The following is a 13,860-nucleotide window of genomic DNA, read 5'->3' as shown; positions in this document are numbered from 1 at the left end:
TGGCTTACGCCACCGCCATCTGCTGCAGGCTGACCAGGCGCTGGATGCCTTTCTTGGCCAGGCCCATCAATTCCGCGAACTGCCCTTCCGAGAAGGGCTCGCCCTCGGCGGTGCCCTGGATCTCCACAATGCCGCCCTTGCCGGTCATGACGAAATTGGCGTCGGTGCCGGCCGAGGAATCCTCGAGATAGTCAAGATCGATGACCGGCTGGCCGTCATGGATGCCGCAGGAAATCGCCGCGACATGGTCCTTCAACACCTTGGCGACGCTGGCCATCTGCCGGGCTTCCATCCAGCGCAGGCAGTCATAAAGCGCCACCCAGCCGCCGGTGATCGAGGCGGTGCGGGTGCCGCCATCGGCCTGGATGACGTCGCAGTCGACGGTGATCTGCTGTTCGCCCAGCGCCTGCAAATCGACCACGGCGCGCAGCGAACGGCCGATGAGGCGCTGTATTTCCAGCGTGCGGCCGCCCTGCTTGCCGGCGGAGGCCTCGCGGCGCATGCGCTCGCCGGTCGAGCGCGGCAGCATGCCGTATTCGGCCGTCACCCAGCCCTTGCCGGAATTGCGCATCCAGCCGGGCACCTTCTCCTCGAGACTCGCCGTGCACAGGACATGGGTGTCGCCGAACTTCACCAGGCACGAGCCTTCGGCGTGCTTGGAGACGCCGCGCTCGAAGGAGATGGCGCGCATTTCGTCGAATTGGCGTTTGGAGGGGCGCATTCGGGCTTCTTTCCAGTCATTTTTCGGAATCGTGGCCGGCTTTTAGACGCATGGGGGGCAGCGCGCAAAGGAAAACGGACCGGACGATCCGACACAGACACCGGGTTGCGCCCGCCGTGCCGAAGTCTATATCCTGAACAAGGAGGTTTCTGGCCGAATGACCAAGGCAATCGATCCGGGTTCGCAACCGCTCGCACTTCAATCACTCGACATGCGCTCACGCGACATCTTCCGGCGCATTGTCGATTCCTATCTCAGGGACGGCGAGCCGGTGGGCTCGCGCAGCCTGTCGCGCATCCTGCCCTCCTCGCTGTCGCCGGCCACCATCCGCAATGTGATGAGCGACCTCGAGCACCTCGGGCTGATCTACGCGCCGCACATCTCGGCCGGCCGGCTGCCGACGCAGGCCGGCCTGCGTTTCTTCGTCGACGCCTTCATGGAGCTTGGCGACCTTTCCGACGAGGAGCGCCGCACCATCGAGGCACAGGTGCGGGCCTCCGGTTCGGGTGCGACGCTGGAGCACATGCTGACCGAGGCCAGCCAGATGCTGTCGGGCATGTCGCGCGGCGCCGGCCTGGTGCTGGCCGCCAAGAACGAGGTGGCGCTGAAGCATATCGAATTCATCCAGCTGGAACCGACCAAGGCGCTTGCCGTGCTGGTGTCGCAGAATGGCGACGTCGAGAACCGCGTTGTCGAGCTGCCCGCCGGCATCACCGTCTCGCAGCTGCACGAGGCCTCGAATTTCCTCAACGCGCATATCCGCGGCCGCACGCTGGCCGAGGCGCGGACCGAGATCGCCCGCATCAAGGAAGAGACGCGAGCCGCTCTCGACACGCTGTCGCAAGACCTGGTCGAGAAGGGGCTTGCGGTGTGGGCGGGCGCCGAAAGCGGCCTGCCGGCAAGGCTGATCGTACGCGGCCGCGCCAACCTGCTCGAAAACGTCACCGCCCAGGCCGACATCGAACTGCTGCGGCATCTGTTCGAGGACATGGAGACGCAGGACGGGCTGATCCAGCTGCTCGATCTCGCCGAGCAAGGATCGGGCGTGCGCATCTTCATCGGCTCGGAAAACAAGCTGTTCTCGCTGTCCGGCTCGTCGCTGGTCGTCGCGCCCTATCGCGACAAGGATGCCCGCGTCGTCGGCGCGCTTGGCGTCATCGGCCCGACCCGTCTGAATTACGCCCGAATCGTGCCGATGGTCGATTATACCGCGCAGCTGATATCGCGCATGTTAAGGTAGCGCCCCGGATAGCAAGAGACGGGCAGCAAGGAGAAGAAGAATGGCGCTCGAAGAATTCAAGGCCCGGATCAGCCTGCTGCTCGAGGAGATGGTGAACCAACCGGAAGACCAGCACGAAATCCAGGAACAGCTGCGCGAAAAACTGCGGGAGATGCGCGCCATGGGCCTGCCGCTGCCGGCGGATCTCGTCGCGCTGGAAAAACGCCTCGACGACGATTTTTACGCTGCCGGGACATAGACCGGAAACCGGTCTTTCGCTCCTCGACGCATCGTATGAGGCGGAACCTCTGGACAGACCTGCCGTTGGTTTCGTTCGCGACCAGATGGAGGACAAGATGATCCGATCGGCCGGCCTGGTGCTTCCAGCGCTCTTTCTCGCAACAGTGGCCTTCGCGCAGCAGGCGGACCAACGGGTGCTGAAAGGCGCGGCCGCCTTCGGCGACTGGCGCGCCGACAAGCCAGGTATACGCCGCCTGATCAAGCCGGAAGACCTGCCGAAGCCCTATGTCACCAAATCCGCCTCGAACAGCGCCGGGCTCGCCGACATGCCGGCAGGCGCGAAGCCGCGACTGCCGCCGGGATTCTCGGCCGAGCTGATCGCCTCCGGCATCGACAATCCGCGCGCCGTGCGCATCGCGCCGAACGGCGACCTGTTCGTCGCCGACAGCGAAGCCAACCAGATCCGCGTCTACCGCCTGTCCAAGGACAGTGCCAAGCCCGCCGAAGACGCCATCTTTGCCCGCAATCTCAACCAGCCCTATGGCATCGCCTTCTATCCGCCGGGCAATGACCCGCAATGGGTCTATGTCGCCAACAGCGACAGGATCGTGCGCTTTGCCTACCGCAATGGCGAGCTGAAAGCCGCCGGCGAACCGCAGACCATCGTCGACAAGATTCCCTCGAACCACCACTGGACGCGCGACATCGTCTTTTCGCCTGACGGCAAGACGCTCTATCTGTCGGTCGGCTCGGGTTCGAACATCGCCGAGGACATGGGCAAGGCGCCGGATGGCGGCCTCGAAGCGTGGATCAAGTCGAAGCCGCTTGGCGCGACATGGGGCTCCGAGGACGGCCGCGCCGACGTGCTGGCCTTCGACCCGGACGGCAAGAACGGCCGCATCGTCGCCACCGGCCTGCGCAATTGTTCGGGCATGACCGTGCAGCCGGCGACCGGGGCGCTGTGGTGCGTCGTCAACGAGCGCGATGCGCTCGGCGACAATGTGCCGTTCGAGTACGCAACATCCGTCAAGGACGGCGCCTTCTACGGCTGGCCCTGGTACTATATCGGCGACAATGAGGATCCGCGCCACAAGGGAGCGCGGCCCGATCTCGCCGGCAAGGCAACCATTCCCGATGTGCTGATGCAGGCGCATTCGGCGCCGCTCAACATCGCCTTCTACGACCGCCAGGATTTTCCGGCCGGCACCGGTTTTCCCCAGGACTACAGGGGCGACGCCTTCGTGGCCCTGCACGGGTCGTGGAACCGCGGCAACAGGACCGGCTACAAGGTCGTCCGATTGCTGTTCAAGGATGGCAAGCCGACCGGCGAATACGAGGATTTCATGACCGGCTTCGTGGTCTCCAATGGCGAGGTGTGGGGCCGGCCGGTGGGCGTGGCGGTGGCGAGCGACGGCGCCCTGATCGTCACCGAGGACGGCAACGGCACCATCTGGCGCGTGACTTATGGTGGCGCCCGCTCCTGATGGATCTTGCTCGGCTGGCACAGGCCCTTCATCCCGGATTGCCGGCGCCGGCGTCATCCCTCTTCCCGCGAACAGCGAGAAGGTGGCCGCGAAGCAGCCGGATGAGGGGACCTCGCAGGACGAAGGCCGGCATGTCTGGTGCAACGGATTCGGACACCCAGGGAATTCAACCGTGGCCCGCGCCATGCGATAAAGCTTTCCGATCCGAGACCGAATCCATGACCCTCACCGGCTTCCTCACCTACAGCGCCGCCCTTGGCATCGCCGCCGCCATCCCCGGCCCCGGCATCACCGCGCTTGTCGCGCGTGCGCTCGGCTCCGGCTTTCGTTCGGCGCTGGCGATGTTCTTCGGCCTGATGGTCGGCGACCTCACCTATCTGACCGCCGTGGTGCTCGGCCTCGCCTTTGTCGCGCAGACCTTCGGCATGGTGTTCCTGGCGATCAAATGGGCCGGCGTCGCCTATCTGGCGTTTCTGGGCTGGCGCTTCTGGACCGCCGGCATCACGCCCGAAACGGTTGAGGCCAGGAAGGGCAAGGGCGGGCTGGTTTCGAGCTTTGCCGCCGGCCTCGCCGTCACGCTCGGCAATCCCAAGACAATGATCTTCTACCTCGCCATCACGCCGACCATCGTCGACCTGAAGACCATCACGCTGGCCGACTACAGCATTCTCGCCGCTCTGACGGTCGTCGTCCTGTTCGTCGTGCTGGTCCCTTACCTGGCGCTCGCCGCCAAGGCGCGCTGGTTCCTGAAATCGCCACGCGCCCTGAAGGTGCTGAACCGCACCGCCGCCGGCTTCATGGTCGGCGCCGCGGCAGCGATCGCCGCCCGCCAGTAGCACTCTTTCAGCCAAAACATTCCGAGGTCGGGCCTTTCCGCGAAATGCTTTTCCGGGACAACGGCGTTTTCGACAAACGCCCCACTCGGATATTTCCGGCCGACAGCTTATGTTGCGCGGCTGAAAGCCCTATCTTGCCGGCTGCAATGCCACTTGCTTGAAATTCTCACTCGCCTGAAATCCTGGGAGCGAAACCAATGAACAAGCCCGTCACCTCCGCCCGCGTCCCCGGCCGCGGCCGCATCTACAATTCCATCACCGACACGATCGGCGACACGCCCCTGGTACGGCTCGACAAGTTCGCCAAGGAGAAGGGGATCGTCGCCAACCTGGTGGCCAAGCTCGAATTCTTCAACCCGATCGCTTCGGTCAAGGACCGCATCGGCGTGGCGATGATCGAGGCGCTGGAGGCGGCGGGCAAGATTTCACCCGGCAAGACGACGCTGATCGAACCGACGTCGGGCAACACCGGCATCGCGCTCGCTTTCGCCGCAGCCGCCAAGGGCTACAAGCTGATCCTGACCATGCCTGAGACAATGTCCATCGAGCGCCGCAAGATGCTGGCGCTGCTCGGCGCCGAGCTGGTGCTGACCGAAGGCCCAAAAGGCATGAAGGGCGCCATCGCCAAGGCCGACGAGCTGGCCGCGACGATCCCCAACGCCATCATCCCGCAGCAGTTCGAAAACCCCGCCAATCCGGAAATCCATCGCACGACGACGGCCGAGGAGATCTGGAACGACACGCAGGGCGAGGTCGACATCTTCGTCGCCGGCATCGGCACCGGCGGCACCATCACCGGCGTCGGTCAGGTGTTGAAGAAGCGCAAGCCCTCGGTCCAGATCGTCGCCGTCGAGCCGGAAGCCTCGCCGGTGTTGTCGGGTGGCCAGCCCGGCCCGCACAAGATCCAGGGCATCGGCGCCGGCTTTGCGCCAAAGATCCTCGACACCACGATCTATGACGAGATCGTCAAGGTCTCGAATGAGGATTCGGTTGCCAATGCGCGCCTCGTTGCCCGCCTCGAAGGCGTGCCGGTCGGCATCTCGTCGGGCGCTGCCCTGCAGGCGGCGATCGTCGTCGGCTCACGGCCGGAGAACAAGGGCAAGACCCTGGTGGTGATCATCCCGTCCTTCGCCGAGCGCTATCTGTCGACGATCCTGTTCGAAGGGCTCGGCGCGTAACTCGTCGCGGCTGCTGGCCCTTTGAAAAACCGCCGGTGGCGCCTGCCGCCGGCTTGAGCGGCACCCTGCTTCCGGTTCATATCCCCATCGGCCTGCTTTGGGTGCAGGCCGGGGGGAGAATTCCATGTACAAGCTCTATACACGTCCGGGCAGCGGCGGTTTCGTCGTCGAGGCCGCGCTGGCGCTGGCGAACGCGCCGTTCCAACAGATCGACGTGCCGAAGTCCGACCGGCCCGATCCGGCGTTCCTCGACATCAGCCCGCTAAACCAGGTGCCGGTGCTGACCTTGCCGGACGGGCGCTCGATGACCGAATCGGCGGCGATCTGCATTCTGCTTGCGGAACGCCATCCCGAGGCCAGCCTGGCGCCGGCGATCGACGCGCCGGCCCGCGTCGAGTTCCTGCGCTGGATGGCGTTCATGTCGTCGGTGCTCTATCCCGCGATCCTGCGGCTGTATTACGCCTACCGCTACACGGCCGATGCCGACGGAACGAAAGCCGTCAAGCAGGCAGCCGTCGCCGAGATGGACCGCGGCTTCGCCGTTCTCGACGCCGCCTTGCGCGGCCGTGACTGGCTGGTGGGTGAGGCGATGTCGCTGGCCGACATCTATCTCGTCATGCTCGTGGCCTGGCATCCCGACATCGAAAGCGCGCGGACGGCATGGCCTGATATTGAACGCTTGTGGGCGAAGCTGCGCGAGCATCCATTGCTGAGGACGCTCAACACGTCGCACGAGATGTGGCCGGGCTGAAGCTCAGTTTCGCAGCGTTGCGCGTTTGCCTTGCAGGAACCGGCGCACCGCAGGATCGCGTTCCAGGCCGATCGCCCTGTCATAGGCCTCGGTCGCCTGCGGCACCTGGCCAAGCCTGGCCAGGAGACCGGCCCGCGCCGCCCAGTAAGGCTGATATTCATTCAGCCGCTTGTCGTCACCCAGAACGTAGAGGGCCGCCAGCCCCGCCATGGCGCCCTGCGTTTCGGCGAGCGCAACCGCGCGGTTGATCGCCACCACCGGCGATCCCACAATCGAAAACAGCGCGTCGTAAAGCGCGCGGATCGCCACCCAGTCGGTGCGGCCGGTCAGCCGTCGCGCGGCGTGGGCCGACTGCACGGCTGCCTCAAGCTGGTAGCGGCCGACCACGCCGCTCGCCGCGGCATGGGAAAGAAGCGCCTCCGCCTCATCGATGAGGGCGCGGTCCCAGAGGTCGCAGTCCTGTTCGGCCAGCGGCACGAACTCGCCTTCGGCGCTACGCCGGGCCGCGCGGCGCGCCTCGGCAAACAGCATCAGCGCAAGCAGGCCAAGCGCTTCCGGCTCCTCCGGCATCAGCGTGGCGACCAGGCGGCCGAGCCAGATGCCCTCGGTGGCGAGGTTGCGGCGCCGCGTCTCGGTGCCGGCCGGATCCGACCAGCCTTCGGCGAAGGCGGCGTAGATCGCCTCCAGCACGGCGTCCAGCCGCTCGCCGAGTTCGGCCCGCTCCGGAACCCGCAACGGAATGCCGGTTTCACGGATGCGCGTCTTGGCGCGCACCAAGCGCTGGCCCATCGTTGCCGGCGAGACCAGGAAGGCGGAAGCGATCGTCGCGGCATCGAAGCCGAGGATGGTCTGCAGGATCAGCGGCGCCCGCACGCCCGGTTCGATCGCAGGATGCGCGCAGGCAAACATCAGCCGCAGCCGTTCGTCGGGCAGATCTTCGTCGGTCATGCGCGCCTCCATCTCCTCGGCGATCAGCTTGAGATGATCGCGGGCGGCCTCCCGGGTGAGCCGCCGCCGCACGGCATCGACACGACGCCGGCGCGCCACGGCCAAAAGCCAGGCTTCCGGCTTTTCGGGCACGCCCGATTTCGGCCAGCGTTCGAGCGCCGCGGCAAAGGCGTCGGCCAGCGCGTCCTCGGCCGCGGCCACGTCGCGCGTGCGCGCCGCGAGCCAGGCGACCAGCTTGCCATAGCTCTGCCTGGCGGCGGCCTCGGCGGCCGCCCGGGCGATATCCGGGCGACTGTCCAACGCGGTCAATCCTTGGGCAGGTAGTCGGCCATTTCCCAGATCGGCCGCAACTCGACCGTGCCGGTGCTGGCCGCCGGACAGCGCGCCGCCCATTCGATGGCGGTATCGATGTCGGCCGCCTCGATCATGTAGAAGCCGGCAAGCTGCTCCTTGGTGTCGGCATAGGGGCCGTCGATCACATTGGTCTTGCCGTCGGCGATCCGCACCGAGGTGGTCGCCTGGGTCGGGCGCAGCCTTTCGCCGGCCAGCCACGCGCCGGATTTCTTCAACGCGTCGGTATAGGCGCTATAGGCCGCGCTCATCTGCCGGGTCTTCTCGATCGGCATGGCCGCCATCGCGGCTTCGTCGTTGTTGATCATCAGCATGTATCGCATGGGTCATCTCCCGTGGTTTCGGCGGCCGCGTCCTTGCGGGGCCAGACGTATGTCGCGCGGCGACGACCGATTTCGACAGCGCGCCAAGAAAAATTTTCGGCTTCGTCACGCGGTTTCGCAAGGACCAGGTTTCACCAGGCGGCCGGCCGCGGACTGGCGACCATGCCTCGCAGCACTATCCTTGCGACCAGCCTTTATGATCCGGGCACGTCACACCAGAGATGGGAGATGAGAAATGGAACTCGTGACCCACAGGAAATTCAAAAACGACCGGTTGATGCCGTGGGGCAAGGGGACAGTTGTCAGCGGAGCGAAGGGATTCGCTTACCTCTGTGGAAACACGGCGACCGCCGCCGACTACGATCCTATGGGCAAGCGGGGCGGTCGTTTCGCTGGCGATGCGGCGGCGCAGTGGCTTGAGGTTCTGGGCAATATCAAATCCGATCTTGAGGAGCTGGGCACCACGCTTGAACACCTCGTCAAACTGACGTTCTTTGTCAGAGGACCATTTCCCGATGGCGGCGTTCTCAGCTCTCCCAATTTTCGCCTGGACGTTCTGGACGCATTCTTCGCCGAGCATTGCCCGAAGCACTGCAGTTACAACAACCCGCCGCCCTCGGAGGTGATCGGCGTTGCAGCGCTCGCTCAAGCCGACATCGTCATTGAAATTGTCGCGATCGCCGCCCTGCCGGATTGAGCTGAACCATGGCATGCCTGCCTCGCCAGCATGCGAATGAAGCCGGAGCACAGCAGACAGGCGCCGTCGAAGACGATCGACGGACGGCTTGCATCGAAAGATGGTTCAGCGGGAGGACTGGCTTGGCAGACTAGACCGAGGAAGGTCGGTCACGCGGGCCTGGGCTGCTCGTGTCCTGGGACACCAGCCGTAGGTGGTCAAAGACGCGGCGTTGTCGAGCGCCGCTCGTCGGCGAAAGCCGGGCGCTCGGCGCGATAGGTGGTGGCGCGGGAGTTGGCGCCTGGCCGGCAGATCCGGCTGTTGTGGCGGCTCTCGAACGTCATGGTCAGTGCGCGCCGAGCGAGGTACCGCGACGGGCGCAAGCCGGGCCGGGGCCGCGCATGTAGTAGCGCTCCGGCCGATAGGTCGGCGCGACGAATTCGCGAATGGCGGCGGCATAGCCGATGAGGTGCGTTAGGAAGTTCATTTTACCCGTCCCTGTCCCGATTTTCGGATGTCCCTTCCGAATTGCGCGGATGATAGCATCGAGGCGTGAATAGTCGGTGAACGTGATGTTAATTTCTGGTCGAAAACCCGTTGCTTCGTGGCCGGAATGCGGCTGATTCGGGGTGTTTCCATGCCTTTTGTCGCCATTCCGCCGAGTGTGACTTTTGCATCACATATGTTTCGTTTGAATGTCGCCTGGGCGCGGTTCTGTTTCCAATTTTTGACCAGCGGTGAAATTTCCGTTTTGGCCGCCACAATGGCTCAGGCGCGCTTTGGCATGCCTGATGTCACGCGCGTGCGGAACTGGAGCGCGCCCTGCCCGTTCTTCCCTTCATCTGATCGCGGAAAGGAATTGCCATGGCGCCGCGCCCTGCCTGGAAGGGTTATCTGAAGCTGTCGCTGGTCACCTGCGCGGTCGAACTGACCAATGTCGTCACCCATACCGAAAAGGTCTCGTTCCGCATTCTCAACCGCAAGACCGGCAACACGGTGAAACGCATCTATGTCGACGCGCAAACCGGCAAGCCCTTGGAGGATGGCGACGAGATCAAGGGTTATGAGCTGGACGACGGCGACTTCGTCCATATCGAGGAGGACGAGATCGAGGCGGTGCAGATCGAATCCTCGCACACGATGAGCCTCGACGGTTTCGTCGACAAAGCCTCGATCCAGCAAATCTATCTCGACACGCCCTATTATGTCGCGCCGGCCGACAAGGTGTCGGAGGAGGCTTTCGCCGTCATCCGCGATGCCATGGCGGGCAAGAAGATGGCCGGGCTGGCGCGCATCGTGCTCTACAGCCGGGAACGCCCAGTGGTCATCGAGCCGCTCGGCAAGGGCATGGTGCTGACGACGCTGCGCTACGACAATACGGTGCGCCAGCCGGACAGCGTGTTCGGCGAGATCAAGGCGGTGAAGACCGACCAGGAGATGACCGATCTGGCCGAGCTGATCATCGACAAGAAGAAGGCGAAGTTCGATCCGTCGAAATTCGACGACAAATATGAGGACGCGCTGCTCGAACTGATCCGCGCCAAGAAGGCCGGCAAGAAGGCGCCCAAGGCCCAGGCGACGCCCAAACCCTCGAATGTCGTCAACCTGTTCGATGCGCTGAAGAAGAGCCTTTCCTCGGATTCAGCCTCCACGAAAGCGTCGTCCGCGAAAGCCAAACCGGCGGCCAAGCGCGCCAAGCCGAAAGCGGCCGCGCCCAAGCGCAAATCGGCCTGAGGGAACAAATGGCCGGCCTCGAGCAATATAACGCCAAGCGCGATTTCAAGAAGACCTCGGAACCGGCCGGCAAGGTCGCGCGGACCGGGAAAAGCGAGGAGGGCGGCATCTTCGTCATCCACAAGCATGCGGCGACGAGGCTGCATTACGACCTTCGGCTGGAACATGGTGGCGTGCTGTGGAGCTGGGCGGTGACACGTGGCCCCAGCCTGGACCCGCATGAGAAGCGGCTGGCCGTCCATGTCGAGGACCACCCAATCGACTACGCGCCGTTCGAGGGCACGATCCCCAAGGGCGAATATGGCGGCGGCTCGGTCATCGTCTGGGACGAAGGGACATGGGTGCCCGAGACCGACCCGGCCAAGGCGATGAAGAAAGGCCATATCAACTTCGAGCTCAAGGGTCACAAGCTGCATGGGCTGTGGCATCTGGTCAGGCTGAAACCGCGTCCGGGCGAGAAGCGCGACAACTGGCTGCTGATCAAATCGGACGATGCAGCGGCGCGCCCGGGCGAGGATATACTGAAGGAAGCGCCGCAATCGGTGAAGTCCGGCCTGACGATCGAGGAGATCGGCGAAGGCAAGACGGCGAAAGGCCGAAAGCCCGACGTCTGGCATTCGAACAGGCCGGCGGCCGGCAACGCGAAGGCGGCCGCCCGGAAACTCGACTTCATCGAACCGCAGCTGGCGACACTCGAACGGGATGCGCCGCCGGGCAAGGACTGGCTGCACGAAGTGAAATTCGACGGCTATCGCATGCAGGCGCAGATCGCCGGTACCGATGTGCGGCTCTTGACCCGCACCGGACTCGACTGGACGGAGAAATTCGGCGGCGAAATCGTCACCGAACTCGCCGGCCTGAAATGCAGCGATGCCATCATCGACGGCGAGATCGTCGTACTGGCCGACAGCGGCGTCTCGTCCTTCGCCTTGCTGCAGCAAGATCTGTCGGCAAAGCGGACACATCGCTTCATCTACTATGTGTTCGACCTGATGCGCCTCGACGGCAAGGATTTGCGCGCCGAGCCGCTGGTCGAGCGCAAGCAGGCCTTGCAGGAGCTGCTCGGCAAGCAGCCCGAGAACCCGGCGGTGCGTTTCTCCGACCACTTTTCCGAGCCCGGCAAGATCATGCTGGAGCATGCCTGCCGCATGGGGCTGGAAGGCGTCGTCTCGAAGCGTGCCGATGCGCCCTATCGCAGCGGGCGCGGCCCGACATGGGTGAAGTCGAAATGCACGGCGCGGCAGGAATTCGTCATTGGCGGCTATCTGCCGTCGGACAAGACCGGGCGCGGGCTGCGCTCGCTGCTGGTCGGCTACTATGAGGGCGCCAAACTACACTATGCCGGGCGTGTCGGCACCGGCTTCTCCGCCAAGGGTGCGACGGAGCTGAAGACAAAACTCGATGGGCTGAAGGCCAAGGATTCTCCTTTCGACAGGGCCGTGCCGAAGGGCAAGGGTCTGGTCTGGGTCAAGCCGGAGCTTGTCGGCGAAGTGGAGTTTCGCAGCTGGACCTCGGACCGTATAATACGCCATGCCTCGTTCCAGGGGCTGCGCGAGGACAAGCCGGCGGAGGACGTTGTGCAGGAAAGGCCCAAGGCAGCGACAGGCAAGGCCAAGCCGTCGTCAAGCGGCGCCGGCAAATCCGCCGCTGCGGTAACGACCACCGTCAAGCTCTCCCACCCCGACAAGCTGCTGTGGCCCGACGAAAAGATCTCCAAGCAAGGCCTGCTCGACCATTACGCGGAGGTCTGGCCGCGCATGGAGCAGTTCGTCGTCAACCGTCCGCTCAGCCTGGTGCGGGCGCCGGACGGCGTTGGCGGGCCACGCTTTTTCCAGAAACACGCCTCGGCCGGCATGAGCGACAAGATCGCGCGGATGAAAGACCCAACCGATGGCGAGGAGATCCTGTTCGTCCGGGATTTCGATGGCGTCGCGGCGCTCGTCCAGTACGGGGTGGTCGAGATCCATATCTGGGGTTGCACGATCGACAAGCTCGAACAGCCGGACCAGATCATCTTCGATCTCGACCCCGATGAGGGTGTCGACGTGGAAGCGGTACGCGAGGCGGCGCTCGACATCAGGGGCAAGCTCGATGAGCTGTCGCTGCCGAATTTCGTCAAGACATCGGGCGGCAAGGGCTATCACGTGCTGGTGCCGCTCAAGCCCTCGGCGGATTGGGATGCGGTAAAGACCTTCGCCCATGATTTCGCCAAGGCGCTCGAACAGGGCGCCCCCGGCCGCTACACGGCGACGCTGTCGAAGAAGGCGCGCACCGGGAAAATCTTCGTCGACTATCTTCGCAACGGCCGCGGCTCGACGACGGTCGCGCCCTATTCGTCGAGGGCCAAGAAGGGGGCTACCGTGTCGATGCCGGTGACCTGGGCCGAGATCGAGGCCGGGCTGGCGCCGAACGCGTTCCCGATCGGCGACAAGACGACGCTGAAACAGCTGGCGCAAGCCGATCCGTGGAAGGGGTTTTTCGAGCAGGGGAAGGCGTTGAAGCGGGGGTAAGCCTACTCGACTTCGTCATCGTAGGGCGAAGCAAGGAGCGAAGCGACGCAGCGCAGACCCCAGGATGACGAAGGTGGGTGAGCGCTGGCAAACTACGCCAAAAACGCCCTCTCAAACGCCTGCTTGCCCGGCGGCGAGAAGATGACCGCGCGGCTGTCCTTTTCACGACGTGCCCATTTTTCCAGAAGGATCTTGTCGAGGATGGCGGCGCCCAGCGTGCCGGCGAGATGCGAGCGGCGCACGCTCCAGTCGAGGCAGGCGCGGCAGACCGGCCGGCGCGGCCTGGGATCGACATCGATGCCCATGGCGGAAAAATGCGATGCCGCCGACGGACCAAGCCTGATCTCCTTGTCGTCGCGCAGCAGGATGTCTCTCTCGACAAGGCGGTCGAGCATCGCCACCGCCTGCTCGCCGGCGAGATGGTCATAGCAGACGCGCGCGACGCGCATCGCCGCGTCACGCGGACCCGGCCGCACACGCTTGGGGCCAACGGCTTCCGCCACACCGGTGATGGCTTCGATCATGCCCGCGACCTGCGGACCGGCGAGACCGTAATAGCGATGCCTGCCCTGGCTGGCCAAGGTCAGCAGCCCACCCTCCATCAATTTCGACAGATGCGAGCTGGCGGTCGGCAAGGAGACGCCGGCCTCCAGCGCCAGTTCGCTCGCCGTCAGCGCCGTGCCGCCCATCAGCGCGCTGAGCATGTTGGCGCGGGCCGGGTCGCCGACCAGGCTGGCGATGCGCGCGATATCAGGTCCTTCACGCATGGTTTGATCCTCATCGAAGCATTCTTGTGAGACAACCACTAATCTGGCTCCAGCTCAAGGAGCCGGCGACGCAAGCGACGATGGCTCCTGACACCAAACTGCCTAGCACATCGATGCGCATG

Annotated in this window: 16 protein-coding genes; 10 read left to right on the top strand and 6 right to left on the bottom strand. The window is 64.6% G+C overall.

Going from position 1 to position 13,860, the window contains the following annotated elements; all coding sequences use genetic code 11:
• Positions 1 to 4: 4 nt before the first annotated feature.
• Positions 5 to 721, bottom strand: coding sequence for a ribonuclease PH (gene rph, locus AC07SZ_RS11665; protein WP_494914339.1), 717 nt, complete (start codon positions 719 to 721; stop codon positions 5 to 7).
• A gap of 157 nt (positions 722 to 878) precedes the next feature.
• On the opposite strand from rph, the gene hrcA reads away from it, so the two are divergent.
• From hrcA to AC07SZ_RS11635, 6 genes are all read left to right on the top strand, one after another.
• On the top strand, positions 879 to 1,961 hold the full coding sequence (gene hrcA / locus AC07SZ_RS11660; RefSeq protein WP_010912575.1) for a heat-inducible transcriptional repressor HrcA: 1,083 nt from the start codon (positions 879 to 881) through the stop codon (positions 1,959 to 1,961).
• A 40-nt stretch (positions 1,962 to 2,001) separates the two neighbouring features.
• Positions 2,002 to 2,199, top strand: coding sequence for a hypothetical protein (locus tag AC07SZ_RS11655; RefSeq protein ID WP_013892036.1), 198 nt, complete (start codon positions 2,002 to 2,004; stop codon positions 2,197 to 2,199).
• Positions 2,200 to 2,296: 97 nt separating this feature from the next.
• Positions 2,297 to 3,664, top strand: a complete 1,368-nt coding sequence (locus tag AC07SZ_RS11650; protein WP_494914337.1) for a PQQ-dependent sugar dehydrogenase — start codon at positions 2,297 to 2,299, stop codon at positions 3,662 to 3,664.
• 218 nt (positions 3,665 to 3,882) lie between these two features.
• Entirely contained in the window at positions 3,883 to 4,500 is a 618-nt protein-coding gene (locus tag AC07SZ_RS11645) for a LysE family translocator (protein ID WP_056574002.1), read from the top strand.
• 197 nt (positions 4,501 to 4,697) lie between these two features.
• Positions 4,698 to 5,678: a cysteine synthase A gene (cysK, locus tag AC07SZ_RS11640; protein ID WP_056574005.1), complete on the top strand. Its 981-nt coding sequence runs from the start codon at positions 4,698 to 4,700 to the stop codon at positions 5,676 to 5,678.
• 124 nt (positions 5,679 to 5,802) lie between these two features.
• Positions 5,803 to 6,429: a glutathione S-transferase family protein gene (locus AC07SZ_RS11635; RefSeq protein ID WP_056576325.1), complete on the top strand. Its 627-nt coding sequence runs from the start codon at positions 5,803 to 5,805 to the stop codon at positions 6,427 to 6,429.
• 3 nt (positions 6,430 to 6,432) lie between these two features.
• Here the strand turns inward: AC07SZ_RS11635 and AC07SZ_RS11630 are convergent, their stop codons facing one another.
• Positions 6,433 to 7,677, bottom strand: a complete 1,245-nt coding sequence (locus AC07SZ_RS11630; RefSeq protein WP_494914334.1) for an RNA polymerase sigma factor — start codon at positions 7,675 to 7,677, stop codon at positions 6,433 to 6,435.
• Between the two features lie 5 nt (positions 7,678 to 7,682).
• Positions 7,683 to 8,051 (bottom strand): YciI family protein, encoded by a 369-nt coding sequence (locus AC07SZ_RS11625; protein ID WP_494914333.1) that lies wholly within the window; start codon positions 8,049 to 8,051, stop codon positions 7,683 to 7,685.
• 235 nt (positions 8,052 to 8,286) lie between these two features.
• Here AC07SZ_RS11625 and AC07SZ_RS11620 point away from each other — a divergent pair, with 235 nt between their 5' ends.
• The gene (locus tag AC07SZ_RS11620) at positions 8,287 to 8,748 is read left to right on the top strand and encodes a RidA family protein (protein ID WP_172371501.1); all 462 of its coding nucleotides are present in this window, start codon (positions 8,287 to 8,289) and stop codon (positions 8,746 to 8,748) included.
• A gap of 197 nt (positions 8,749 to 8,945) precedes the next feature.
• On the opposite strand, the gene AC07SZ_RS11615 is transcribed toward AC07SZ_RS11620, so the two are convergent.
• The gene (locus tag AC07SZ_RS11615; protein WP_274534592.1) at positions 8,946 to 9,071 is read right to left on the bottom strand and encodes a hypothetical protein; all 126 of its coding nucleotides are present in this window, start codon (positions 9,069 to 9,071) and stop codon (positions 8,946 to 8,948) included.
• Positions 9,072 to 9,073: 2 nt separating this feature from the next.
• Entirely contained in the window at positions 9,074 to 9,214 is a 141-nt protein-coding gene (locus AC07SZ_RS11610) for a hypothetical protein (protein ID WP_013892047.1), read from the bottom strand.
• Between the two features lie 150 nt (positions 9,215 to 9,364).
• Between AC07SZ_RS11610 and AC07SZ_RS11605 the strand changes: the two genes are divergently transcribed.
• From AC07SZ_RS11605 to ligD, 3 genes are read left to right on the top strand one after another with little or no spacing between them, the layout of a single operon-like run.
• The gene (locus AC07SZ_RS11605) at positions 9,365 to 9,625 is read left to right on the top strand and encodes a hypothetical protein (protein ID WP_172371503.1); all 261 of its coding nucleotides are present in this window, start codon (positions 9,365 to 9,367) and stop codon (positions 9,623 to 9,625) included.
• Positions 9,592 to 10,461, top strand: a complete 870-nt coding sequence (gene ku, locus AC07SZ_RS11600) for a non-homologous end joining protein Ku (RefSeq protein WP_494914332.1) — start codon at positions 9,592 to 9,594, stop codon at positions 10,459 to 10,461. Before AC07SZ_RS11605 ends, ku begins: the two co-directional genes overlap by 34 nt.
• 8 nt (positions 10,462 to 10,469) lie before the next feature.
• On the top strand, positions 10,470 to 12,971 hold the full coding sequence (ligD, locus tag AC07SZ_RS11595; RefSeq protein ID WP_494914331.1) for a DNA ligase D: 2,502 nt from the start codon (positions 10,470 to 10,472) through the stop codon (positions 12,969 to 12,971).
• A gap of 92 nt (positions 12,972 to 13,063) precedes the next feature.
• Here ligD and AC07SZ_RS11590 read toward each other — a convergent pair whose 3' ends face one another.
• Positions 13,064 to 13,738 (bottom strand): ArsR/SmtB family transcription factor, encoded by a 675-nt coding sequence (locus AC07SZ_RS11590; RefSeq protein ID WP_494914330.1) that lies wholly within the window; start codon positions 13,736 to 13,738, stop codon positions 13,064 to 13,066.
• Positions 13,739 to 13,860 lie beyond the last annotated feature (122 nt).

Source organism: Mesorhizobium sp. GW821-FHT07A06 (assembly GCF_059419085.1).
Note: the sequence above shows the minus strand (reverse complement) of the source record. Positions and strands in the feature narration are given on the sequence as shown.